The 23016-nt window shown below is 58.4% G+C and carries 21 protein-coding genes and 1 pseudogene; 5 read left to right on the top strand and 17 right to left on the bottom strand.

Going from position 1 to position 23016, the window contains the following annotated elements; all coding sequences use genetic code 11:
* Positions 1-132: 132 nt before the first annotated feature.
* The 13 genes and pseudogenes from G6N80_RS03275 to G6N80_RS03220 all read right to left on the bottom strand — a co-directional run bounded on the left by G6N80_RS03275 (position 133) and on the right by G6N80_RS03220 (position 13687).
* Entirely contained in the window at positions 133-558 is a 426-nt protein-coding gene (locus G6N80_RS03275) for a LysR family transcriptional regulator (protein ID WP_165131241.1), read from the bottom strand.
* Between the two features lie 198 nt (positions 559-756).
* A pseudogene (locus G6N80_RS23560) lies at positions 757-1422 on the bottom strand (amidohydrolase family protein); the annotation flags it as partial.
* 304 nt (positions 1423-1726) lie between these two features.
* Positions 1727-4231, bottom strand: coding sequence for an ATP-binding cassette domain-containing protein (locus G6N80_RS03270; protein ID WP_165131239.1), 2505 nt, complete (start codon positions 4229-4231; stop codon positions 1727-1729).
* A 76-nt stretch (positions 4232-4307) separates the two neighbouring features.
* Entirely contained in the window at positions 4308-5375 is a 1068-nt protein-coding gene (locus tag G6N80_RS03265; protein WP_165131237.1) for a substrate-binding domain-containing protein, read from the bottom strand.
* On the bottom strand, positions 5372-6394 hold the full coding sequence (locus tag G6N80_RS03260; RefSeq protein ID WP_062556544.1) for an ABC transporter permease: 1023 nt from the start codon (positions 6392-6394) through the stop codon (positions 5372-5374). The genes G6N80_RS03265 and G6N80_RS03260 overlap by 4 nt, the downstream gene beginning before the upstream one ends.
* Before the next feature lie 306 nt (positions 6395-6700).
* Entirely contained in the window at positions 6701-6985 is a 285-nt protein-coding gene (locus G6N80_RS03255; protein WP_165131235.1) for a YciI family protein, read from the bottom strand.
* A 207-nt stretch (positions 6986-7192) separates the two neighbouring features.
* Positions 7193-8257, bottom strand: a complete 1065-nt coding sequence (locus tag G6N80_RS03250; RefSeq protein WP_165131233.1) for a maleylacetate reductase — start codon at positions 8255-8257, stop codon at positions 7193-7195.
* Between the two features lie 17 nt (positions 8258-8274).
* Entirely contained in the window at positions 8275-9147 is an 873-nt protein-coding gene (locus G6N80_RS03245) for an intradiol ring-cleavage dioxygenase (RefSeq protein ID WP_165131231.1), read from the bottom strand.
* Between the two features lie 21 nt (positions 9148-9168).
* Entirely contained in the window at positions 9169-10227 is a 1059-nt protein-coding gene (locus tag G6N80_RS03240) for an SDR family oxidoreductase (RefSeq protein WP_062556548.1), read from the bottom strand.
* A gap of 3 nt (positions 10228-10230) precedes the next feature.
* Positions 10231-11214 (bottom strand): zinc-dependent alcohol dehydrogenase, encoded by a 984-nt coding sequence (locus G6N80_RS03235; protein ID WP_165131229.1) that lies wholly within the window; start codon positions 11212-11214, stop codon positions 10231-10233.
* Positions 11215-11227: 13 nt separating this feature from the next.
* Positions 11228-12241: a Gfo/Idh/MocA family protein gene (locus G6N80_RS03230; protein ID WP_165131227.1), complete on the bottom strand. Its 1014-nt coding sequence runs from the start codon at positions 12239-12241 to the stop codon at positions 11228-11230.
* Positions 12238-12522 (bottom strand): YciI family protein, encoded by a 285-nt coding sequence (locus tag G6N80_RS03225; protein ID WP_062556551.1) that lies wholly within the window; start codon positions 12520-12522, stop codon positions 12238-12240. The genes G6N80_RS03230 and G6N80_RS03225 overlap by 4 nt, the downstream gene beginning before the upstream one ends.
* A gap of 91 nt (positions 12523-12613) precedes the next feature.
* Positions 12614-13687 (bottom strand): 2,3-butanediol dehydrogenase, encoded by a 1074-nt coding sequence (locus G6N80_RS03220; protein ID WP_062556897.1) that lies wholly within the window; start codon positions 13685-13687, stop codon positions 12614-12616.
* Between the two features lie 510 nt (positions 13688-14197).
* On the opposite strand from G6N80_RS03220, the gene G6N80_RS03215 reads away from it, so the two are divergent.
* Both G6N80_RS03215 and G6N80_RS03210 read left to right on the top strand, forming a co-directional pair.
* Positions 14198-15142 carry an NAD(P)-dependent oxidoreductase gene (locus tag G6N80_RS03215; protein WP_162249601.1) on the top strand — a complete coding sequence of 315 codons (945 nt, stop codon included), beginning with the start codon at positions 14198-14200 and terminating at the stop codon, positions 15140-15142.
* An 84-nt stretch (positions 15143-15226) separates the two neighbouring features.
* Complete coding sequence (locus tag G6N80_RS03210; protein ID WP_165131225.1) at positions 15227-16933, top strand: extracellular solute-binding protein; 1707 nt, start codon at positions 15227-15229, stop codon at positions 16931-16933.
* A gap of 294 nt (positions 16934-17227) precedes the next feature.
* Here G6N80_RS03210 and G6N80_RS03205 read toward each other — a convergent pair whose 3' ends face one another.
* The 4 genes from G6N80_RS03205 to G6N80_RS03190 all read right to left on the bottom strand — a co-directional run bounded on the left by G6N80_RS03205 (position 17228) and on the right by G6N80_RS03190 (position 21331).
* Positions 17228-17803 (bottom strand): hypothetical protein, encoded by a 576-nt coding sequence (locus tag G6N80_RS03205; RefSeq protein WP_246251391.1) that lies wholly within the window; start codon positions 17801-17803, stop codon positions 17228-17230.
* A 361-nt stretch (positions 17804-18164) separates the two neighbouring features.
* A complete protein-coding gene (locus G6N80_RS03200; RefSeq protein WP_246251390.1) occupies positions 18165-19178 on the bottom strand; it encodes a Gfo/Idh/MocA family protein in 1014 nt (337 codons plus the stop codon).
* 3 nt (positions 19179-19181) lie between these two features.
* Positions 19182-20345 carry an adenosylhomocysteinase gene (locus G6N80_RS03195; protein ID WP_165131223.1) on the bottom strand — a complete coding sequence of 388 codons (1164 nt, stop codon included), beginning with the start codon at positions 20343-20345 and terminating at the stop codon, positions 19182-19184.
* A gap of 71 nt (positions 20346-20416) precedes the next feature.
* Entirely contained in the window at positions 20417-21331 is a 915-nt protein-coding gene (locus G6N80_RS03190) for a LysR substrate-binding domain-containing protein (RefSeq protein ID WP_062556556.1), read from the bottom strand.
* Positions 21332-22024: 693 nt separating this feature from the next.
* Between G6N80_RS03190 and G6N80_RS23455 the strand changes: the two genes are divergently transcribed.
* The 3 genes from G6N80_RS23455 (at position 22025) to G6N80_RS03175 (ending at position 22999) form a co-directional block, all read left to right on the top strand.
* The gene (locus tag G6N80_RS23455; RefSeq protein WP_280139217.1) at positions 22025-22153 is read left to right on the top strand and encodes a hypothetical protein; all 129 of its coding nucleotides are present in this window, start codon (positions 22025-22027) and stop codon (positions 22151-22153) included.
* 110 nt (positions 22154-22263) lie between these two features.
* Positions 22264-22518, top strand: coding sequence for a hypothetical protein (locus G6N80_RS03180; RefSeq protein ID WP_165130615.1), 255 nt, complete (start codon positions 22264-22266; stop codon positions 22516-22518).
* A 232-nt stretch (positions 22519-22750) separates the two neighbouring features.
* Positions 22751-22999 carry an acyl carrier protein gene (locus G6N80_RS03175; protein WP_165131219.1) on the top strand — a complete coding sequence of 83 codons (249 nt, stop codon included), beginning with the start codon at positions 22751-22753 and terminating at the stop codon, positions 22997-22999.
* The last annotated feature ends 17 nt before the right edge of the window (positions 23000-23016 follow it).

Below are 23016 nucleotides of genomic sequence, written 5' to 3'. Positions count from 1 at the left end.
CGCGGGGAGTGTGACACTTTAACTTTGCAGAAACAGGACATTCTAACTTTGCGGCTACACATAAAAGTTGGATAAGCTTTATTATGGAACTAAGACGAGGCTGAATAATGAAGTCCGGCCATTGCGGCGCCATCAAGCGCCTGAGGCGTCGACTTCAAACGCCGTGAAGTCGGGTGTCGCATCAATGCGGATGTTCCAGTCTTCATTCTCGGCGGCGAATGCGCCGACTCGGGGCCCCAGCCAGCGCACCCCGAAACTGGGGCTGACGCGAACGACGAAATTGCGCCGGTCCCGCTGAGAGGAAACGGCAGAACGGGCATTGCGTATGGCGCTGAAGGCTTGGGTAGTAGTCTGGAACAGGCGGTCGCCGTAGAGCGTCAGGACCAGGCGACCTTTCTCGCGACGGAACAGCTTAACGCCAAGTTGCGCCTCAAGGAGGGAAAGCTGTTGGCTCACCGCCGAGGGTGAGATGCCAAGTTCTTCGGCCGCCTTGGTCACGCTGCTCAAGCGGGCAACGGCTTCAAAGTATTCGGTCGCTTTGAGATTGAGATCACGCATGCGCGAACCTTAGACGAAGGCTTTCCGGCATACCACTGCTCGAACGGCTGAAAAGAGAAAGGCAGCCCCAGACGGTTGCCGCCTGTCGAATTGACCTTGGGAGGTTATAGTCATCCGCTGATTTAGCGTTCAGATCCGTTAGAACTTTTCCATATTGTTTTGCAAAAGCTTCATGCGATCCTCTAGCAGATAGCTTCAAGTAATCTCCTTGAAAGCATTGAAGATGGTGTTGTACGAGGAGAAGAGTTTGTCGAGAGGAAAGTTCGACGCAAACATGCAGCAATCCACGCCGAAGATCTCGATGGGCGCTCTTCATAGGGACGGATTGATCCCGTCGTCCTGGTGAAGTCCCGCACACCAAATCCGTAAATCTTGCAGGCCACGTTCGGCGCCTCAAAAGGCTTTTGCATACTCTTGCGACAGAACTCGAAATGCTCCAGACCATTGACCTGCATACCGGTGATTAAGGATGATCTGCGTGTCGGGGAAATCGCACGCCAGCTCGTAGGCTCTTACATCTGCCAGTAATAGAGTTGCAGATCGCAGGAGAGGTTGTACTTCACCGTTCCTTAAAACCGCGGCGCCATTCCGGGGTGCGGCTGACCTTGGGTCTGTCCAGTTAGGTCTTTGCGGGGTCGGCATGAGAATTCATCGATTGCCGCATGCCGCGGAAGTTCTTGAACTGCATGTGTCCGTCCAGAAAGTCGGCCACATCAGCTGGAAATCCGCATACCCGACGATTCCATGAGGAAAGCCGCACCTATCGGCGATCGCCTGCAGCCATCGCGTCTCGCCCACCGGATCCTTCGGATCGCAACCAACGTCGAGATGCACGGATTTGACCAGGTTCTGGTTCTTCGCATCCCTAACGAGCTTGAAGATCCTTTCCTGCATCTAGCAGCGTTGCCGACCGGCAGAAGGCTATTTCTAGAGCCAGTTGTCAAATTAATCCCGCTCCCTCAATGGCCACAATATGGGTGACATCAGTGCTGCGGAGCGGCAGCGGCTAACCAACATTAAGCAATACGGTTTCTATGGATCACCTATGGCGGAGGCATCCTGTCTCCTCGGCCACAAATGACTCCGGACAGCTTGAGCCATAATCCCGAAGCTTCAGAAGATCCAGATCTCCTCACAGAGGCGCGTATGATGACGCTCTGCCGGGCCTTCAACCTGGAGACCGGCGTCGCGTCAAGGCATAGATCAAGGCGGCTGACACGATCAGAATGCCCTGGAACAGATACTGGTAGGTCTGCGACAGGCCGAGGAATGTCACGGCATTCAACACTTCAGTCAGCAGAATGGCGCCAAGCACGGAACCAATGAATGTGCCGCGCCCACCCGCAAGGCTCGTTCCGCCAAGAACGACTGCGGTGATGCTGGCCAGCGTATAGCTGACGCCCTGCCGCGGATCGCCAACGCCAATCTGTGTCATCAGCATGATGGCGCCGAGAGCAGTCAACAAGGAGCAAGCAATGTAGCCGCCGACGAATGTCGCGTTGACCGGTGTGCCGATCCGGCGGGCTGTCGCCTCGTTCGATCCGACTGCGCGTAGCCGCCAGCCGACACGTGTCGCGCGCAGGCAGTATTCAGCAAAGCATGCCAGAGTGATCAGAACGAGAAAAGCGACCGGGAATGGTCCCCATTGCCAGTTGATCCATTCGGAAACGGTCGTATTGATGTACCCGTCCGGATTGTCTCGCAGAAGAAAGCTGCATCCCTGGATCGCTATATACATCGAAAGCGTTGCTGCAATCGGCGTGAAATTCCCGAACCGGATCAAGATGCCGTTGACCAAACCGACCGCAACGGCCCCCGAAAGCATGAGTGCGAAGCCCGCGATGATCATGGGCGCCGACTGCCCGTCATTGACAAAGAAGGATGCGCAGACCACGAGAAAACCGGCAAGCGGACCGACCGACAGATCAATCCCGCCCATCAGAAGCGCGATCGTCTGGCCGAGCGCGATGAAGCCGAGTGCGGTCGCAAGCAGCAATATGTTGTAGACATTGTAGGCCGACAGAAAGTTTTCATTCTGGCCGTAGACGTAAAGTCCAAGCAGGGCGATGACGATTGCCAGTGGCACGGCCGGGGCATTATCCGACTGCAGGAACTGCCGCAAGCCACCGAAACCGCTTGGTTTTTCCGAAATGACGTGGCCACCATGCGTATCTGCCTGAACGGCTGCCGCGACAATGGTCTCCTCCGTCACGTCATCGCCGGTCAATGTTGCAACGACATGGCCACGCGACAGAACAATGACCTTGTCGCACAGCCCCTCGAGTTCAACGGCATCGGATGAGTTGACCACGACAGGCGTCCCGGACGCCGCGACCGACCGCAGAATACGGTAGATCTCGAAACGCGCACCGACATCCACGCCTTGCGTGGGTTCATCGGCGATGATCAATCCCGGCTGCGACAGCATGGCACGCGCCATCACGACCTTCTGTTGATTGCCGCCCGAAAGCGACAGGATCGGCGCGTCAAGGCCCGGGGTCTTTACAGCCAGTTCCGAAAAGATCGACCGGACGCCTTCGAGTTCGCGTCGATGGCTGACGATGCCTGCGCTGGCGAACTTGTCGAGCGCCGAAAACGTCGCATTTTCTCGCACGGTCAGTCCGCTGGCAATTCCTTCCAGATGCCGGTCGGACGGCATGAAGGCCGCAGCCTCCAGCAGTGTTTTCTGATCCAGGGCGCCGCCCTGCAGCCGGATGTGCCCCTCGGCAGGATCAAGGCCGGCCAATACGCGCATCAACTCCGGTTGCCCATTGCCGGCTACGCCTGCAATGCCGAGGATCTGGCCGCGCGCAACGTCAAAGCTGACTCCATGCAGTCCATCGGCGCGCAGCCCTTCCACCGAAAAGGCGACCGTCTGCGCACCGATGGCATCCTTGGGAGGAAAGGCGGCGTCAAGAGTACGCCCGATGATCATCTTCACGAGGTCAGCATCGCTGATCTCCCTGACACGGGCGGCACCACGAACACATCCGTCGCGCAGAACGGTGACCCGGTCTGCAATCTGGCGAAGCTCTGCCAGACGGTGCGTGATGTAGATGACCGAGGTGCCGGACCGGGTGACCTCGCGCACACGATCAAACAGCATATCGGTCGATTCTTGATCGAGCGAGGCCGTCGGCTCATCGAGGATCAACACCTTGGGTTTCAGAGCCAGCGCCTTGGCGATTTCCAGAAGGTGCTTCTGGGCAACGGTCAGGTCGTCACCGCGCAGCCCAAGCGGCAGGTCGAGCCCGACGAGATCGAGCATTTCCTTTGCGATGACCTGGGCGGGCCGTCCTTCGAATAGCGCCGAAGGGAGGGCTACACGCAGATTTTCAAGCACGGTCAGATCGCCGAGGATCGCCGGATGCTGGAAGCAGATCGCGATGCCCAGAGAGGCCGCCAGATCCGGCGTCATCCGGTTCACGGGCCTGCCTTCGAAGATGATCTCGCCTGCGCTGGGTGGAAACGTTCCGGAAATGATGTTCATCAGGGTGGATTTGCCAGCACCATTTTCACCCAGAATGGCGTGCACCTCGCCGACCTCGAAAGCGACGCTGACATCTGTAAGGGCTTTAACGGCAGAGAAGTTCTTGCTGATGCCGTTCAGCTCAATAGTAATGCCGCGTGCGGTCGACGCAGTGGTTTTGATCGCTACATTGGGGGCTGCCATGTCTTCCATTCCATTCGATCGGCGGCTGGCCCGGCAGGAGATCTGCCGGGCATTGCTGGTCACGAGATATGTGGTCTTACTGGCCTACGGCCTTGGCCTGTGCTTCGGCCGGAAGGGCCGAGGACAGGTAGATGGATCCCGGCAGATCCTTCCGGCACTGAACCGGATTAGGCTTTCCAGATACGGAATCTTCAAACGCCGCAGCCTTGAAAATCTCTTCCGACGGCTTCTGTCCCCCGGTTGCAAGTGCAATTGCCCACTGGACGGCAAGACGCACATTGTCGTTTCCGGTCGCGACGGTGAACAGCTTGAAATCCGGATTGGCAGCATGGTTTTCCTGCCAGAAGCAGCCGAGAGAGTTTCCGTCAGACGTGGCAATTGCCGGAATGGACTTGCCCTGCTTCGTGAACTGCGGCAGCGCACCGACCAGTGACGGTCCGAAATCCGAAACAATCACATCGATCTTGGCATTCTTGGCAATCTCGGCGGTCAGGACCTTCTGCGTCAGCGCAGGATCCCAGTTGGTGACCGCGAAGGGCTCGGGATTCACGAACTTGTATTCCGGGCCAAGGACTTTCTTCATGCCCTTCAACTCATCAATACCCTGGCTATTGCCCGCAGGACCGCTGAGGAAGAGAATGTTGCCACCGTTGGGCAGGATCCCCTTGATCCACTTGCCCCAGGTCTCGCCGTCATTTTCGAAGGATGATCCGATGAACTTCGAATAATTGGTGCCTTCCTTGCCACCGACATTGACGCGGTAAGGCACGACGATCTTGCCCGACTTGTAGACGCTGGTCAGGGTTGGCAGCACGGCCGGCCCGGTATCGCCGAACACGACCAGCGCATCGAGGCCCTTTGCGGCCATGCTCTTGATATCCGAAATGGATTTCTGCGTATCGCCCTGCCCGTCAGCATATTCATATTTTGTGATGCTGGGGCAAAGTTCCACCGTCTGCTTGCCGGAGGCGGTCGTCACCTGGCGCCAGCTATTGCCACCATAGCCATCCAGCAGGGCGAGCGTGGCCTTCTTCGGGCCGCACCATGACGGCACTTCCGCCTGGGCACTATTGACGCCATACAGCGAGACGAGAGTTGTCGTGACCGACACGGTCAGCGCCTTGATCAGGATCGTATTTCTCATTTCTTCTCCTCCACTCTTCTGAGACCTGCCGGTTTGTTGGCGCCGGGTCGCCACTTGATCGAATAGACTGCGATGCCGAACCCAAGGGCCAGCGCCTGGATGATTGTCTGGGCCGAAAACGGCACGCCGATTGCGAGTGCGAACTGGCTCAGCTGATTGAGAAAGAATGCAGCCAGAACCGTCGAAACAGGGAAGCCGCGACCACCCAGAAGGGACGTTCCGCCAAGCACGACGACAGCGACCGATGGCAGCAGAAGACTGTCGCCCTGGAAGGCCGTCGGCTCGCGGGTGATGCCGGCAATCAGCACTCCGGCGAGCCCATAGAGCACCTGTGCCAGCACATAGGCCATCGACCGGTACAGTCGCACCTTCAGACCTGCCGCCTGACCGGCGAGAGGGTTCGCACCGACGGCCTCGAAGCGGCGACCTAAGACCGTCTTCTTCAGGATGAACGAGACGAGTCCCATTGCGCCGAGGGCAAAGAAGACTGCATTGGGCAGACCAAAGCTCGATCCGCCTGCGATCTCGGCCAGAAGCGGCGTGGTGATCGAGGGAACACCGCCGGATACTGCAAACACGGCTCCGTAAAGCAGTGCATTGGTTCCGATTGTCGCAATGATGGAATTCAGCCGGAAAATCGAAACCAGTACGCCATTCACAATGCCCGCCGACAGTGTGAAGCCGAGGACGATCAGAATGGCGACCGGCAGCAGACCGTCCTGCTGCTGCGGGAAATGCGTCGTCACCACAACCGCCAGCGATACGGCGCCGGGAAGCGACAGATCAAACCCGCCCTGCTGCACGACCAGGAGTTGGCCGAGACCGACGATGGCAATGATGGCCGCGAAAGGCAAACTACCGGACAAGGCACCCCAGGAGACACTTGACGGGGCGTAGAGGGCGCAAGCAACCAGAAGGACCATCGTCGACAGAAGAACTGTCAGGAAGCTACGCGCGAAGGCAGGCTTCTGCGCGATTATCTGGGAATGACCGGGAGCTGGGGCGGATGCGTGTGCCATCAAAATTGCGTCTTTCCTGCTCGATACGATGCGCATGGCCGAGGGTTCGCGGCTACGCACGCCACGACTGCCCTGCCGGGCAATTGAAACTGATCGTGAATTGGCGTCTTCACCTGCCGCGACGAATGATGCCCGTGCGGCAAGTCGCAGCCTTTAAGCCTTGACGAAGACCCGGCAAAAGCGAGCCAATTGGGCGGCTACCGGTCGGCTGACCATTGGAGATCTGTCCACTGAATATCTGACGCGTGTCTGGCACATATGTCTCTCTCCCCAAAAACATCCTTGCGGTCGTCGTCTGCCGGGAAATCAGTCCCGATTGCTGATTGTGGGCCGCCATTCGTAGATGCTGACACTGCTGTAGACGCCGTGCATGACAAACGGATCCCGCTCGCTGAACTGTCGCATCTCATCCATGGACCCGACCGATGCCACGACGACACCGCCGCAGTATACGCCTGAGGCATCGTTGATGGGACCGGACTGAACGATGCTGACGTGACCTGAACGCAGATGCGCCTTGTGTTCATCTACCAGGGCATTGCGCTCTTCGGCCTTGGCCGGGTCGCTCAGTGCGAAGCGAATAGCAAGCATGGCATCATTCTCCTCACCACCTTCTGGTTGTCCGGCATCTCCCTCCAGAGATCATTCCGGCTACCATTTCTAGGATGCTAGACCGGAGGCATCCTCAAAAAAACAACGGAAATATCCGTTATGGATTTCTTTCCCCGTCGCGCTGCACCAAGCAAAAATCCCATGACCACTGCCTCCGGCAAACAGTCATTCAATCTCCTGCCTCTCCTATGAACCCGCCGGAGCCTCACCCCGGAACGCGCGCGTCAGGAGGTCTGCAAGTGCCTGACTTTCCAGGGGTCTCGGATTGGCATAGGCATTGGACATTGCCTGGCTCACCGCCGCCTCGATGCCGTTCTCGGGCATGCCAAGATCCCTGAGCGCCATCGTGGCACGGAGGTTTCGCGCCAGATCGAACAGGCCAATTGCGGGATCGGGAACACCAAGCGCCAAGGACAGCTGTTGCATCGCTTCCGGTGCCGCAGCCGCATTGTAGGCAACGGCATGGGGCAGTACCGCTGTGTGCATGGGCGCATGCGGCAGGTTGAACATGCCGCCAAGCGTATGACAAAGCTTGTGATGAAGCGCCATCCCGACAGAGCCCAGACAGACGCCGCAAATCCAGGCACCGTACAGCGCATCCCCCCTCGCCTGCCTATCCTGCGGGTCGGCGTGAATGGTGGGAAGTGCGCGTGCGAGCGCAGCAATGCCGTCGCGCGCCATCAGCGAGATGACCGGATTTGCTTCAGTCGCGTAGAGCGCTTCCACGGCATGCGCCATGGCATTGATACCGCTGGTAACCGACAGCGACACCGGCAGGGTCAAGGTCAGGTCAACATCGTAAACGATCACCTCGGGCAGAATGCGCGGATCAGACTTCGTTGTCTTGCGACCATTCTCCGTTTCGCCAAGGATGGGTGTTGCCTCCGAGCCGGCATAGGTCGTCGGCACGACGATCTGAGGCAGGTCGGTGCGAAAGGCGATGGCCTTTCCGAGGCCGGTCGTCGAACCGCCGCCGACCGACAGAACAGCATCAGCCTTGAGGTCGCTCGCCACGGTCATCGCCTCTTGCGTAACCTGTACGGGCGTGTGCATGGTTGCACCGGCAAAAGTGCCCGCAGCCCGCTCTCCAAGATTCGCCGCGATGTGTTCGGCAAGTTCTTTTTGTTCCGGGGTCGAGAGAACAAGCACTCTTTGCGCGTCTAAGCGCGCTGCCTCGTCACCAAGGCTTGCAATCGTGCCGCTGCCAAAAATGACCCTTGCAGGATTGGCTGTATAGACGAATGTGCGCATGGCGGCTCCTCCTATGCTCACGCGCTCGGGACGAGCACAAAATCGAAGTCCGAGCGCCAGAGCGTCTCTTCACCCTCCAGCCGGGCAAAGGGCGCGACCAGGGTACGCTTGACGCCAAAGACGGCGTCGGATTCGAGATAGGTATCGCCGCCGACGAAGGTGTGGGTCACCAGTTTTTCGAAGCCTTCTGCGCGGATCATGTAGTGCATGTGCGCGGGACGATAGGGGTGGCGATCGAGCCCTTTCAACATCTGACCGACGGGACCATCGTCGGGGATCGGATAGGAAACCGGTTTGATGCCGATGAAGCTGTAGCGGCCATCCTCGCCGGTGATGAAGACACCGCGATTGTTCCACTTCGGCTGAATATCCGGCTGCTGAACGTCGTAATATCCATCCGCATTGTCCGACCAGACATCGATGCGTGCGCCTGAAACGGGATTGCCCTCCAAGTTCAGCACGCGGCCAATAAACAGGCAGCTTTCGCCTTTCCCATCGAGAGAAATCCGGTCTCCCATTGCACGGACAGGACAGCCCTCGACGTGAAACGGGCCGAAGACCGTGTTTTCAGTTGCTCCTTGCGGGCGCCGGTTGTTGATCGCGTCGACCAGCATGGAAAGCCCGAGCGTGTCGGAGAGGAGGATAAACTCCTGTCGCTCCGCCGAACAGATCTGGCCCGTCCGCGTCAGGAAATCGATGGCTGTGCCCCACTCCTCCTGCGTCAGTTCCACCTCGCGGGCGAAACTGTGCAGGTGCCTCACGAGACTTGCCATGACGGTGGCAAGCCGCGGATGGGCATTGGCTCCGGTCCGGCCATTAACCACATCCACCGAGTTTTCCTCTGTGAAGTAGCTAGTGGCGTCTGTCTGTTCTTGATGGTCCGAGCTCATCCGCGGCATCCTTTCCAGGTTTCAGGGAATGATGCGATCCGCACGCAGGCGATCGAAGGCATCCGTGAAGGAGGCAAGCGTGTCCTGGTAGTCGAGGAAGCCAAGCTTGCGGCTACGCCCCATGTCGTTGAAGGTCTCGATCTGGCGCCCGAGGTCTGCATCGGAATGCCAGAAGGAGGCGACTTGAGACAGCCTGTTGGGCGCCAGGCCGTGCTTTGCCACCAACGCGTCCCAGACCGGAGCGGCATCGGCCATCTGCTCCTCCAGCGGGGTGGGCTGTCCGGGATAAGGGGCTGCATCGAGCCCGAAGTAGGATGCAAGACGCGGCCAGAGCCATTTCCAGCGGAAGATTTCGCCGTTGACGACGTTGAAGGCCAGATTGGCGGCTTGCGAATGGGTTGCTGCCCAGGCGAGATGGCGGGCCAGCAGCCGGACATCGGTCACATCCGTTGCCGCCTGCCACTGCTCCGGTGAGCCCGGAAAGACGAAGGGCCGACCGGTTTCCTTACAGATGGCGGCATAGGCGCCAAGCGTCGCCGCCATGTTCATGGCATTGCCCACCGCATAGCCGATCAGGGTGTGGGGACGATGGATCGACCAGGTGAAACCATCCCGCGCGGCAGCCGCGAAGACCTCGTCTTCCTGAACATAATAGAAGTTCTCACCCGGAAGCCGCTCCTGTTCCTCCCGGAAAGGTGTCTCCGGTTGTGACTTGGCGTAGGATTCGAACGGTCCGAGATAGTGCTTGGTGCCGGTGGTGAGTGCCACGTGCTGCACGCCGCGACCGGCCAGCGCATTGAGAACGTTGCGCACGATTGCGCCATTGACCTCGCAGTTCTGCGCTTCCGTTTCCTGCCGAGACCATGCCGTGATGAAGACATGGCTTGGCGAGACACCGGCCAGAGCCTTTTCAACCGATGCACCGTCAACGAGGTCGCAGGCGAGCGTCTTGACGCCCTCGATCCGGCTTTGCGAGCGGGACAGGCCGGAAACCTCCCATCCCCCGTTTGCGAGAAGATGTTCGGCAAGATTGCTGCCGGTAATGCCGGTCGCGCCGACGATCAATGCGTGCTTTGTCATGCTTTATCCGTTCAGAAGAGTGATCTTGATGCTCTTGGTGGCGTCCTGCCCGAAGGAGAAGGCCTCCACTGCATCGACCAGCGAGAAGTCGTGAGTCTGGATCGGTGAGAGGTCGATGCCCGTCCGCTCCAGAAAGCGGATTGCGGCAGGCCAGACTCCTGGCGATCCAATGCAGCCACGTACGGTGAGGTTCTTCATCTGGATCTGCCCGATCGTTACCGGCACCTTGCGACCGATATTGATGCCCACCATCGACATCCGCCCATCCTCGCGGGCGTAGTCGAAGGCGGCGGCAAGCGACGCGTCGTGACCAGAGGCCTCCACCACGAGATCTGCACCATGGCCACCGGTCAACTCGCGGATCCTGTCAGCGGCACCGCCATCGGAGGGATCAATCGCCTGATCCGCACCAAGCTTCAGGGCAACGTCACGACGCGAGGCAAGCGGATCAACAACGATCACGCGCGCTCCCATCCCGATTGCAGCGGCTGCCGAGACGAGCCCGATCGTGCCGCCGCCGGAGACGACGACTGTTTCGCTTGCATTCGTGCCACCCGAGCGCAGAACGGCATAGAAGCCGCAGGTGAAGGGCTCGATGAGAGCCGCCTTCTTGTTATCGACGGCATCCGGCAGCTTGTGCAGCCACTCGGGATTGACGGCGAAGAACTCGCGATCGGCACCGCTCATGGAAAAGCCGAAATGGTGCAGCCGTTCCGGCGTGCGCACCACGCATTCGCCGACAACACGGTCCCCTTTCTGGAAGCCCTTCACGTTGCGGCCGACCTCGACGATCTCACCGCTCCATTCGTGGCCCGGCGTGACCGGATAGGAGATCGGAATGATGTAGCGACCGGCGAGCAGCTCATAATCAGAGTGGCAGATGCCGACAGCTTTCGTCTGGACCAGAACCTCGTTTGGAGAGAGTTCCGGCATGGCCACGTCGGCAATCACGGGTTTCTCGGGTGCTTCGAAAACCAAAGCCTTCATGATGTTCTCCTCCTCAAACGCGCTCGAGTTCGCCGCTCTTTGCAGAACGCACAATGGCTTCGAGCAACGCGATGTTGTTGATCATGTCCTCACCGCTGATGGGATAGGCTGACACGCCACGCACCGCCTCGGCAAAGGCGCGCAGGTTGTCGCGGACAGGTTCGGCCGGTGCCACTTCACGCACGGTGATCGGCTTGTTCTTCCAGCCTTCGGTCACGATCCAGCCATCCGGTGCCTCGACATGCGCCTTGTCGCGTACTTCGATCCAGCCCTCGGTGCCGAAGACGGCAAAGCGAGAGATGAAGGGGGTGGCAAGTGTTGCGGACACATAGGCCGTTCCGCCGTTGACGAAGCGGATATGGGCGCTCATCGTATCCCCTTGGGGGATCTTCGAGGCCAGGTTCTCGCAGACGACGCGTACATCGGCAGGCTGGCCCATCAGCTTCACTGCAAGATCCGTCAGATGGATGCCGGTCGCCGTCATCCCGCCCGCTGGCGCCTGATCTGCTTTCAGCCGCCAATTGGACTCATCAAGCGTCAGAAACTTGTCATGGCTGAAATTCGCCTCGATCTGCAACAGCCTGCCAAGCTTGCCGCTTTGCGCCGCCGCCAGGATCTCGGCGATGGGTGGTTCAAACCGGCGTTCATGTCCCATGCCGAGCACCAGCCCCGCTTCGCGGCACAGTGCGACGGAGGCCTCTGCACCGGCGCGCGTGAGATCAAGCGGCTTTTCGCAGAAGACATGCTTGCCGGCCGCCACGGCTGCTGCGATCTGTTCGCGGTGCAGTGAATGCGGCGTGGCAAGAATAACCGCTTCCACCGTGGCATCCGCCAGCGCCTCGCCGAGGTCAGCAGAAAAGGCCATTTCCATGTCGCGGGCAAAATCTGCAGCATCGGGATTGGCATCGACGCCGCGCACAATGGTAAGACCTGCGCTTCCATCCTTGAGGAGGGTCGCCATCTTGCGGCCCCACCAACCAAGGCCGACGAGAGCTGTCTTGACCGTTGCAGGTGACTGGGCGCTCATCGATTGTCCACCCTCTTGTTGAAAGGGTGTATGCTGACGCTTTTCCAAAGGCCTGCCTTGTGGAACGGATCGGCAGCATTGAAGGCAATCACGGCATCCTTGCTGTCTGCCTCGAGCACGAACATCGAGCCGATCATCGTCTCGTTATCATCTGCCAGCAGAGGCCCGGAGATAACCGTCTTGACGGGAGCGCTGGCAAGATAGGCCTTGTGGGCGTCGTAATGGGCAAGACGTTTTTCAACCGCCCCCTCGTGATCAACACAGTGAACTACGTAATGCATGGTTTATCCTTTCGAGAGCCGCGCCGTAGCTGGCGATCCAAAAACCGCCACTGCGCACGCGTCAGAATGGGAAGGCGGGTCCGGACGAAGGTCAGGCCTTCATGTCGACGAGTATCTTCATGTGGGAAGCCTTGGGATCGAGCAGTGCCTCGAATCCCTGCTCCACCACGTCTTCCGGCCTGATCGTTGCCGTGACAATCTTTTCGACCGGCAGAATGCCGGCGCCAATCATGGATGCCACCCGTGGCCAGATCTGAACCGGATAGCACCAGGTCGCCTCAACCGTGATGTCCTTCAGCGCCCAGAGCATGGCATCGACAGCCGCCGGTTTCATATGAAGTCCGACCTGCACCACGGTTCCGCGCCGCCGCACCGCCTCAGCGCAGAGGTTCAGGGAAGCTTCGGCTCCCACACATTCAAGCGCGACATCAAGACCAACCCCCTCTTCCGTGTGGTCGCGGAACAGCTGCAATGCATCGGTCTCCCGAGGGTCGAACACGATTGCCTCCGGCACCAGTTGCTGGGCCAGCGCACGGCGGTTCGGATTGAGTTCCGAGACGAAGATCGTCGTTGCACCCGCCGCCTTGACCGCCAGAAGCACAAGCGCACCGATCGGACCGACACCGGAAACAAGGACGCTGCTGCCACTCGTGACGCCACCGCGATCGACACCATAAAGAGCAACGGCCGCCGGCTCGATCATCGCCGCCTGAACGTCTGAGACCGTATCCGGCACCGGAAAGACATTGTAGCCATTGACAACAGCCCGCTCGCCCATGCCACCCCACTCCCAGGACAGGCCGACACAGGCCATCTTCTCTGAGAGGTGGAAGAGGCCGCGACGGCCATAATAATCATCGCGCGGTGAAATCAGCGGCTGGATGGAGACGCGCGAGCCAGGCTTCACATGCGTGACATTGCGCCCGGTCTCTATGACCCGTGCGGAAAATTCATGACCCAGAATCTGAGGCAGCGTTGCGCCGGAATAGACATGCGGCGTGGCTGGCGTAACGATCGGGCCTGCGATGTATTCGTGCAGATCCGTTCCGCAAATGCCGCACACCAGGGGCTCGATCAGAACCATGTCATCGCCGAGCGGGCCAGATGGAGGAGCGACGTCCTCGACGCGAATGTCTTTCTTCGAATAATAGCGAACTGCCTTCATCGTCATGCCTGCCTTTCATACCTGCGTGCGGCAATGCCGCAGTGTCATAGCTGGAATTCACGCGCGCTCATGAAGCGCTGTCGTGCTGCCACGTCGAATTGAGGGTGTTGGCGGACGCCGCCGCGCGCATGCAAGATCGAGCTCTGGTCTGTCTGTCCACTATGCATCCTCCTCTGCACCATCCGTCAGATGGCGTGAAGCATCATCCGTTTGTGCCAAGCGAGCGCTTTGCACAGTCAGCTGAAAAACAAACGGCAGACATTCCTCCCACAGGAAACGCCGTGCGTCCCGATGCAGACGCTAGGACAGGACGGACCCCTGATCCAAATGGATAATTATCCATTATGGATATTTTTCAGGCCTTACAATCTCACGCCGCGCCTTACCCTTTTGCATGGGAGGACGCCGCGTTTGCGCCGGATGCAGGAAACGCATCCGCATGTCGGCCACGCAGCCCCCTTCGACGGGCAAGCCCTTGGTCTCGCAAGGTCCGCCATCAGGGAAGGTAGAATGGGTATGACTGACACAATGAAAGTGGGTTGGGCGGGTATCGGCAAGATGGGCGCCCCGATGAGCAGGCGCGTTCTCGAACACGGTCATTCCCTGACCGTTTATGAGCCTCTTCCCGAGAACCGCGCCTTTATCGTCGGGCTGGGGGCAAATGTCGCGCATTCCCTCGCCGACCTCGCCGCAAGCTCTGACGTGATCGTGCTGACGATCCCGAATGACGCGATCCTGCGCCAGTTGACCCTCGTGCCGGACGCCCTGGGCGATGTCATGCAGGCCGGGCAGATCCTGGTCGAAATGAGCACGGTATCGCCGGAGATCTCCGCCGAGATCGCGGCGGTTCTCGAACCCAAGGGCGTTGCCTACATCCGGGCGCCGGTATCGGGAAGCACGGTCACTGCGGCCTCGGGCGGACTGTCGGTGATGGTATCCGGTCAGGAGGATGCGTATCGTCGCATAACTCCGCTGCTTGAGAGCGTTTCAGCCAAACAGTTCTATGTCGGGCAGGGCGAGGAAGCCCGTTATCTCAAGCTCGTGGTAAACGCGATGGTTGGCGCGACCGCCGCACTGCTGGGCGAGGCTCTGACGCTCGGCCTCAAGGGCAATCTGTCGGTCGAGACCATGTTGAGCGTGATCTGCGAAAGTGCCGTCGCATCCCCGCTCATCGCCTATAAGCGTGACCTGCTCGTGAAGCGGAACTTCGATCCGGCTTTCTCCGTGTCGCAGATGATGAAGGACTTCGATCTCATCCTGGATACGGCGAAATCTGACCATGTCCCGATGTATCTCGCCTCGATGATCCGGCAACAATATGAGGCCGCCTTCGCCGAAGGACTTGCGGAAAAGGATTTCTTCGTCCTTTTTGAGCAATATGAGCGACTGGCAGGCATCGCCCCGGAGATGAGACCCGATACGGAGCCAAAGATTGGGACGCGCAAGACGGGCTGAACCAGGGCATGGGCAGGCCCGGGTTTCACGCGAATCTCTTCTTGTGTCCGAAAGGCTCGGCACAGGCCGCTGTGGGAGGCAGGCGTGAACGAATACGAGCTTCTGCGCGTCATAGACTTCATCGAGAAGACCAGGCGTCCGTTTCGCGACATGATCGATGAAGCGGGCGACGATGCCGTCTGGATGATCGTGACCTATCTGATCAAGAGCCATATCCTGAGCCAGAACGTCTCCATTTCGACGCTGGGCCAAGAATCCGGCCTGCCCTATGCCACGTCGATGCGTCTTATCAACCGAATGATCGACAATGGTCATATCGTGAGGGTTGCGAAAGGCCAGACCGGGAAGAGCTTCGTGCTGCAGCCGAGCGAAGGCCTCCTGGCGTCGTTCAAGGATTATGCCCGCAAGACGAAATCGCTTCTGGCACAGACCCTCGGTGTGCGCGCTGGCGAAGGCGATGATGAGTATTATTTCGGTGGTACACCGCTTGGTTCGCAGATCATTCCACCGATGCGGCTGGTGCAGAAGCGGGTCGAGGCACAACTTGAACTGCGCTTTCTGCTCAACGACGATAATTATTTTTCCGCCATGCGCAACATGTGGGCGGACTTCCGCAGCAACCTTGCATCGCGCAAGAACTTCGACCTGCTGCCCCTGCCCCAGCTCTATGCCCGCGCGCTTGAAAACGGGATGAAGGAGCAATCCGATTACGATGTCATTGCCATCAACATGCCATGGCTCGGCGAATTTGCCGAGCGCGGCTTTATCCGCCCGATCGACCAGTACATCCAGAAAACGGGCATCAATCCGCTCGACTTCCATCCATCCATCTGGACGGCAGCTACCTGGGAAGGACGTGACTACGGAGTTCCGAGCTATTGCACCGTGGAATTTCTTGCCGCGCGCAAGGATCTGTTCGCCGATGCGGGACTGGCTTTCCCAAAGACCTTTGATGAGGTGATTGCCGCAGGCCGCAAGTTCCATGCGCCGAATGAGGGAGCCTATGGGGTTGTGTGGGATGGCGCCCGCGGCATGCCCGTTGCATCCAGCTTCCTGTTCTTCATGGGAGCCTGCGGACAGCCACCGATCTCATTGCCGCGAACGCGTTCGGGATTTACGGTCGATGGCATCAACCTCGACGACGTAAGCTGCAATATCCTGTCAGATGCCGGCTATGCAGCGTTTGAATACATGCGCAGGCTGCTCGAAATTTCACCGCCGAACATACTGGACATGGCATGGGACCAGACGCTCTCGGTCTTTCTGAAAGGAAAGGCCAGTCTCGGCTATTTCTGGACCATGCGCGCAGCCCGCTTCGAATACGATGTCCAGTCTGTCGTCAAACGCCGCGTGGAATATCTGCCGCAGGCTTATGGTCCGGCGGGTACGCGCGCGACACCGATTGGTGGCTTCCTGTTCTGTATCCCGACCAACCTGCCCGAAGAACGGGTCGAACTCGCGGCTGACGCCATCGCCTGGATGGCGTCGCGAGAAGCGATGAAGGCGCATGTCAAGAACGGCTTCCCCGTCGCGCCGCGCTTCTCGGTCAGCGCCGATCCCGAGGCAGCGGCGAGTTCGCCGATTGTGCGATTCGTCGATCAGCTTGCCAAACGAAACCTTCTGCACACATGGCAACGACCGAAAATCCCTCAATACACGCGGATTGAAAAAGTCCTGGGCGAGGAAATCCACGACGCCTTGCGTAACAAGGAACCGGCCCGCCAGGCGCTGGAAAGAGCGGCGGGCCGTATCGAGAAATCTCTCAAACAGCTCTCGGCGCACATTGCGTGATCGGTAACGCATCATCCTGCACCTCAAGCTATGAAGCTCAGGCTGGAAAGAGCTTTCTCGGTGCCAATCAGCTTTATGGAAAAGTATGGATCGTCGAAACCGGTGAGGTCGATAACTTGCCAATCGTTCCTGAGCGTTCAAGGCATTCCTACCTCTTGGGATGCCTTAGGCCCACATTCCCGTGCCAGCACGCGGCATAGATCTGGCTTATCCGAAGATTCTCGTATCACACCAACTCTTCGCGCGACGCAGTCATGGGGCCGCTTGTTCCACGAGCGCCCCTGAAATGAGCCATTATGGAGCCTTTATCACCTCATAAGTGCACCCGAACGACGATGCAGCAACGCGGTAGGTATCCTTTTCGTCGTCCATGGATTGCACAAGCGCATCCCCGGACTTGGCCACCATCGCCTCTCCCCACGGCGCCACGAAATCAAACCCGGATCGCGCTGCTGGCACTGTCCAGAAATAAACGTCCTTGCCTTTGGGAAGATACTCCTTCCAGCCTTGGGAATCCGGCGACTTGCCTGCATCGGCATATCGAGGCGCAAATTTGGCTGCCTTGACAAGATACTCCTCATTTCCAGTGTCCGGGCATCGATTTCGAACAACGAAATCGCCCATCTCCGCAGGCTTGCTGCGCGTCTCGACGCCTTCGCCCTTGATCATGGTGACAACAATTTCCCCCGGCTGGGCAGCACGTGCATCGACGGGCTTGGTTTTGCGGGCAAGGCCTACCTGGCCATCGGCCTTGGCTTTCGCGAACAAGGCGACTGCATCAACGGTTTCAGCGAAGGCCCATGTCGACACAAGCGGTAGGGAGCATAGAAAGAGGGCGGAGAGAGACAGTAGGACTGGTCGATTAAGCATTGCAGCATCCTCTTGATTGTTCATCCCAAACGAAATCTGACACGGCCAAATTGATTCGTCTCAGTCCAGATAAGGTCCGTCCTGAAGAATTACCGAAATAGTTCTCAGACAAATGACATCGAGCTCGCGCTGGCAGGAAATCCTCCAGATTTTCGATCGCAGCAGGTCGGGTTCCTCGATGCTACCGTCATGCGGCACCTTATTCGGCAGCACGCTGATCGAAGGAAGGATCTACGTCATCGTCGTTCGCGGGCCTTGCGAGGTCACCATGCGATCACGTTCGACAGCGCGGAAGGTCTCGCGAAAGTATCCTCCCTCGAAATGACCCGAAAGTCCAAATGAGCAATCATTTCTTCCTTGGTCATCCTTCGTGTTCCCTCGTATTGGCGCGGATCTGACGTTCCCACTCACTGAGAAGCCGCATGATTTCGAGGGAATGGGCCGGGCTTGGCGAAGGCCTGGGGGCGGACTTGAGGCCCTGCGACAGGCACTTTTCCACCAGTTCCACCTGATGACCGAAGGCATCGCGATCGGACGTCACGATGACCCGTTCCGGCATGTTGCCATAGTCCGTCACCTCGATCACGTTGTCCCCGGCTACCGGTAGCCAGGGGTTGGTGATGAAACGCAGGCTGCCCTTCTCACCCAGAACAGTGAAAGCATGGTCCATGCCAATGCTGTCGGTCGATTGTAGCGTCGCGATCAGCCCGTTGTCGAACCGCACCGCCAGCGATGCATCACAGACCGTGCCGTCGCTTGCTGAGATGTTTCCCGTTGCTACGCATTGAAACCGCCTGAAGGCATCGCCGCCGAAGCCGGCCTCTGTCACGTAGTGGAGAAGCGAGGCCGGGTAGCAGCCCAGATTGAAAATGGTCCCCCCTCCAAGCGGGTTTGCGAAAGGTGCGATGGCAGCAGCGTAGTGGCCGCTGACGGAACACAGCCTGCCAAGCCGCCCGGAGGCAATGATGTTGCCTACTCTCGCCATCAATGGATGGGCGAGATACATAAGTCCCTCGAGAAAGAAGATGTCGGCATTGTCAACGGCGGCAATCAGCGCTTCAGCTTCTTCCACGGTCCGGGTCAAGGATTTTTCCGAAAGTATGGCCTTGCCCCGTGCTGCTGCCGCACAGACTGCCTCGGCATGGATATGGTTCGGCAAGCCCACATAGACGACGTCAATCGCCGGATCATCGAGGATGGCGTCGAGCTTCGTCGATGTCTTTTCAATGCCATAGGTCTGCGCAAAGGCGGCGAGACGCTGCGGGTCCCGCCCGAAGGCCGAGGCGACGCGCGAACCCTTGCTCTCCCGCAGGGCCTCAGCCACCGTGTTGGAAATGAAGCTCGTTCCGAGAATGGCCCAATTCAGCATGGTCATGTCTCACCGGTGGATCTCAAGGTAAGCTGAGGCAACCGCCGCGTCGATGTCCCTCGGTACGGGTATGACACAGGCCGAGGAGTCCAGCGTGCGACTTGCTACCCGCTCGAGGCATCTCGCCTGCAATGCAAAGCCGAGATCCATCGATTCCACCGTGTTGCCGAGCGGACGCGGCCCGGCAAGATTGGCCATATGTCCCGCGCCAAGAACATGGACGCGGCGGCCATCGTCCAGAACCAGCGTTTCGATGCCCTCCTCCGCATAGCCATCGACGTACCCGACCGACGGATGGGTACGCATGGCATCGACAGCGATTTCCTGCGGGAAATGCCCGCCGTTCATGAGGATGACGCCGTCCTTGAGCAGTGGAAGGTCTGCAACGGTAACAATGTCAGGGTGTCCTGTTACCGTGATGATGACATCGGCCGAGCGGATTGCATCGCCACGCTGCGGTGTATTGAAGCCATCCAGATGCGCCTCGAGCGCGGTTACCGGCTCGATATCAACGACGCTGACTGCGCTGAAGGCATTGCGGAAGCAGGCCGCCGTCCCTCGACCACAGGCGCCGTAGCCGAAGACCGTGACGCGCTTGCCATTGGTCGAGCGATTGGTGAAGCGTAGATAGCTCTCGAACAGGCTTTGTCCGACCGCGTGCCGGTTTTCCGCAAACTGCTTGATCGGGCTGTCATTGATGACGAGTACGGGTAGCCCGATCTTCGGCCGCATGGGTTCAAGTCGCGTCCGGCCGGAGGTTGTCTCCTTGGTTCCGCCGATAAGCCCGGCATAGGGGCTTGATGCATATCGCGCAAAGAGATCGCCGCCATTATCCAGAATAAGGTCAGGTCTTCGCGCAATGATGCTGTCAAGGAAAGCGCCGTGTTCTTTTGCATCGCGGGTCTGGGCACCGATCACCTCAATTCCCTGATTGCGCAGATAATCAACTGTTGCCGGCTGGGTGCTGTTGAGATTGCCGGTCGCGATGATCTGCGCACCGCCAGCCTTCAATGTCATAAGGAGTGCAGCCGTCTTCGGCTCCAGGTGAATGCCCGTGGCCATGCTGAGCCCGGCAAACGGCTTGGTTCTGGCAAATTCATCGGCAATGTGCGCCAGCAGCCGGCAACCTTGACGTACCCAGTCAATGCGGGTCAACACATCGGGTTCGCTCATACGCTTAGCACTCCTTTTCCAGACGCCTGAACCAAGGCAATAGCGTCGGAGTGGCTAGCGCAAAAGGCACATTATTCTGCTGACTCGCGCAGTTTTTCTGCACTTTGGCTATGAACCCTGCCCTCTTCGCACAGCCATTGGCGCAGGCTCACGATCGGCTTTTCATCGCGATCGGCCATGCGACAGCAAAAACGGAAGCCGACAGGGCGATTTACAAAACCTTCCGGGGCGACGAGTACGCCACGGGCGATATCCACGGCGACGGAGGCAAATGGCGCGATGGTCACACCAAGTCCATTGCGAGCCGCACTGATTGCCAGCGTCAAATCGGCAATCTCCAGCCTTTTGGAAAATCGGACGGGGGCATGCCCGCTTTCATGGAACCAGTCATCCCAAAGGGAACTGACATCGCGCGCAATGAGAGCCGTCAGACCCTGCAGATCTGATAGGTGCGGGTCCGGCACCACCGAAGGCGAATGAACCGGACCGAATGCATCATCCATGAACGGGGTCGCATCGATATCAGGTAACGGCTGGTATTCACCGCCGACAATCAACGCATCGATATCCATCATATCCGAGAGCGAGCGACGCACATCAACCGGAACGACATCAATATCAATGGCGCTCAGTTGACGTTGCATCCTCGCCATGCGTGGCATCAGCCAATCGCTCGCCATGGGCATGGGAACTCCCAGACGAAGCCTGTAGCGATGAGCCCCTGTCGTGATCTCTTCAGCGGCGCGCGTCATGATACCGAACGCTACCGCTACCGCATCCGCCAGCCGTTTTCCGTTTGCGTTCAGCGTAACACGCCCGCCATCGCGTTGAATGAGCGGCACGCCGAAGTTTTCCTCGAGTGCTGTCAGTTGTTGCCGTACGGCACCCGGAACAACACCGAGGTCCTGCGCGGCCGCTCGTATACCGCCACATCTCGCAAGCGCCTCAAGCGCGCGCAGTGAATTGAGGGAGGACATGAATTTCATGGATCGTCCTTCAATCGGCTTGTCTCCCAAGCTCCCTGACAATCTGGCGCCCGCTATGCACTTTCGCCGGAGTGAATATAGAAGTTCTATACGCAACGCACCGCGACCGCCAGTTAGCCCGAATGAGTCCCCCGTTGGGCTAAAGTGTCGGCTACATATTGGCGTCCTTTTGAGGACTTCGGTCCTGAACTCTTGCCTTGAAAGGATTCGAACCGGCGGCATGTCGTCGCCTTTTCTAGTGGATTGACAGTGATCGCAACAACCATGGGTAGGTTAGAAAACTGCCTCCATCCACTTCATAGTGGGTACTTGGCCGACTACCACGACGAACGATCCAGTTCGCCGTAGGAGCGATAGGCATGCCTCTCTCTGTCATGCATCGCACGGCAGATGCTGGAACTGGCGACGATTTTCTTTGTTAGCGGAGGATGCATTGAGAGGCATTCGTTATGCAGCAGAGCAAGCCACCTAACATGCCAAGTCGAACAGGTAGCAGGACAGCCAAGGGGACGATCATCTTGATCGGGTTCTGTGCGGCTGTTGCAATCTTGGGAATTTTTGTCGGGGTGATAGTAATCTACGGCGGCATGCAGAGCCTGTAACGTATGACCACGTTCTGTTCGCAAAGAGTCAAATACAGGTATTGGAGGAGACAACATGACAAAGCTTACGCCGGAAACTGCCGAGAGCCCAATGATCAAGAAGGAGGGGCCGCGCCGTTTCAATCAAAGCGTTGATACCAGCAAAACTCCCGAGCAAGAGGAACAGGAAGCGAAAGCAAAGCCCGCCAGCAAGCCGCCGACCAGCTTTGGCACCAAATAGCAACCTACCTATTTTACATCCTCGGTGATTAGCTCTGCGCAAGCCATGGTCGGCAATATTAGAAGATACGCATTCAGCCGTAACTGAATCACGCAGCTTATGAGGATGAAATGTTCCAGCAGCCAGATACGTCGAAAAAGGCGCCGCTTTCGCCGGACGATTTAGAGGTTTTGGACAAGTTCCTGGAAGCATGGTGCGAAGAAAACGGGGTAGACCGCACCGATAGCGCAGCACAGGACGTCGCATCATCTTTAATCGCCTGGTATCAAGAAGATCAGAAATATCGCTCCCGGATACAGCTAAAATCGGCTGACGAAATGCCAATCGCGCCGGACATACTGGCGCTTCTCAAGCAGATCTCCTGATGCCCGTTTCTTGCTCAACGATCTGCGGATGTCATCACGTTGAGCGCATACAGCTTCGGCAACTGAGCACTTGTCCTCAGCTTCATCAAAGCTTCGGCAGGTCTGACAGGCGGATACCCCACATCATCAAATCCGTAGACCATTTGCTCTAAACCCTATACTTCGATCTTGGGACACTTCCCTGCGCCGCCAGCAGCGGCTAAACCTCGCCCTGCTTCGCGAAGGAAAAGTCATGCAATCTGACGAGATCCGTTCGAACCTAATGCATCTTCTGTCGGAAACGCTCGGCGCTGATCCAGAACAGCTTACGAACGCAACCTACATAGAAGACCTGGCGGCAGATTCCCTTGAGGTGACACAGCTAGTAATGGAAATCGAAGCAAAATTTGGTCTCGAGATAGCAGATCGTGATGCTGAAGCCTTCAGGACGGTAGGCGACGTGGTAAGCTTCCTGGAGATAAAGAAGAACCCGCAGCACTGAGCAACAGGTTCTATTGC

Origin of the sequence: Rhizobium rhizoryzae (assembly GCF_011046895.1) — a bacterium.
Taxonomy (GTDB): Bacteria; Pseudomonadota; Alphaproteobacteria; order Rhizobiales; family Rhizobiaceae; genus Neorhizobium; species Neorhizobium rhizoryzae.
Note: the sequence above shows the minus strand (reverse complement) of the source record. Positions and strands in the feature narration are given on the sequence as shown.

Coding starts and splice junctions, on each gene's coding strand:
- G6N80_RS03270 (WP_165131239.1), bottom strand. CDS start 4,231: ATGGCAGCCCCCAATGTAGCGATCAAAACCACTGCGTCGACCGCACGC.
- G6N80_RS03275 (WP_165131241.1), bottom strand. CDS start 558: ATGCGTGATCTCAATCTCAAAGCGACCGAATACTTTGAAGCCGTTGCC.
- G6N80_RS03240 (WP_062556548.1), bottom strand. CDS start 10,227: ATGACAAAGCACGCATTGATCGTCGGCGCGACCGGCATTACCGGCAGC.
- G6N80_RS03200 (WP_246251390.1), bottom strand. CDS start 19,178: ATGACCATGCTGAATTGGGCCATTCTCGGAACGAGCTTCATTTCCAAC.
- G6N80_RS03205 (WP_246251391.1), bottom strand. CDS start 17,803: ATGCTTAATCGACCAGTCCTACTGTCTCTCTCCGCCCTCTTTCTATGC.
- G6N80_RS03255 (WP_165131235.1), bottom strand. CDS start 6,985: ATGCTTGCTATTCGCTTCGCACTGAGCGACCCGGCCAAGGCCGAAGAG.
- G6N80_RS03250 (WP_165131233.1), bottom strand. CDS start 8,257: ATGCGCACATTCGTCTATACAGCCAATCCTGCAAGGGTCATTTTTGGC.
- G6N80_RS03260 (WP_062556544.1), bottom strand. CDS start 6,394: ATGGCACACGCATCCGCCCCAGCTCCCGGTCATTCCCAGATAATCGCG.
- G6N80_RS03235 (WP_165131229.1), bottom strand. CDS start 11,214: ATGAAGGCTTTGGTTTTCGAAGCACCCGAGAAACCCGTGATTGCCGAC.
- G6N80_RS03265 (WP_165131237.1), bottom strand. CDS start 5,375: ATGAGAAATACGATCCTGATCAAGGCGCTGACCGTGTCGGTCACGACA.
- G6N80_RS23455 (WP_280139217.1), top strand. CDS start 22,025: ATGATCAAGAAGGAGGGGCCGCGCCGTTTCAATCAAAGCGTTGATACC.
- G6N80_RS03245 (WP_165131231.1), bottom strand. CDS start 9,147: ATGAGCTCGGACCATCAAGAACAGACAGACGCCACTAGCTACTTCACA.
- G6N80_RS03195 (WP_165131223.1), bottom strand. CDS start 20,345: ATGAGCGAACCCGATGTGTTGACCCGCATTGACTGGGTACGTCAAGGT.
- G6N80_RS03180 (WP_165130615.1), top strand. CDS start 22,264: ATGTTCCAGCAGCCAGATACGTCGAAAAAGGCGCCGCTTTCGCCGGAC.
- G6N80_RS03225 (WP_062556551.1), bottom strand. CDS start 12,522: ATGCATTACGTAGTTCACTGTGTTGATCACGAGGGGGCGGTTGAAAAA.
- G6N80_RS03220 (WP_062556897.1), bottom strand. CDS start 13,687: ATGAAGGCAGTTCGCTATTATTCGAAGAAAGACATTCGCGTCGAGGAC.
- G6N80_RS03190 (WP_062556556.1), bottom strand. CDS start 21,331: ATGAAATTCATGTCCTCCCTCAATTCACTGCGCGCGCTTGAGGCGCTT.
- G6N80_RS03215 (WP_162249601.1), top strand. CDS start 14,198: ATGGGTATGACTGACACAATGAAAGTGGGTTGGGCGGGTATCGGCAAG.
- G6N80_RS03230 (WP_165131227.1), bottom strand. CDS start 12,241: ATGAGCGCCCAGTCACCTGCAACGGTCAAGACAGCTCTCGTCGGCCTT.
- G6N80_RS03175 (WP_165131219.1), top strand. CDS start 22,751: ATGCAATCTGACGAGATCCGTTCGAACCTAATGCATCTTCTGTCGGAA.